This is a genomic window from Pseudolactococcus chungangensis CAU 28 = DSM 22330 (assembly GCF_002441885.1).
Lineage (GTDB): Bacteria > Bacillota > Bacilli > Lactobacillales > Streptococcaceae > Pseudolactococcus > Pseudolactococcus chungangensis.
On sequence record NZ_JXJT01000073.1, the window covers coordinates 1 to 504 of the forward strand.

The 504-nt window shown below is 38.5% G+C and carries 1 pseudogene; it reads right to left on the reverse strand.

Annotated features, from left to right (window positions below):
• Positions 1-28 precede the first annotated feature (28 nt).
• Positions 29-504 (reverse strand): annotated as a pseudogene (locus RR45_RS10950) (IS3-like element IS1068 family transposase); the annotation flags it as partial.

A 504-nucleotide genomic window follows, 5' to 3' on the forward strand; every position in this document is an offset into this window, starting at 1 on the left:
TCTTTATTTAAAACTTTGCAACAGAACCATCATTAATAAGCTCCCTCTTTAGTGTCTTATAAAAAGACTCCATCATTGCATTGTCATAGGGATTTCCTTTACGACTCATGCTAGATTGAGCACCGACTTGACGAAGGATGGACTGATAACGAGAGCTTGTATATTGACTCCCTTGATCAGTATGTACAATCAATCCAGGCTGGGGATGTTCTTTCCCACAAGCTTGTAAGAAGCAATCCATAACCAGTTTGTCTTGCATCCTTGAAGACATTGACCATCCTACAATTTTACGTGAAAAAACGTCAATATTCACGGCTAAGTATAAGGTGCCTTCTTTGGTAGGGATATAGGTCATGTCTCCCAGCCATACTTTATTAGGAGCTGTTGCTTTAAAGATCTGATTAATTAAATTGGGTCTTGAAAGCGAAGCTCCTTTTCTGTTGTAATGTTTATATTTATAACGGCTTCCCTTAGCATAAAGTCCCATCAAGTGCATCAGTTTTC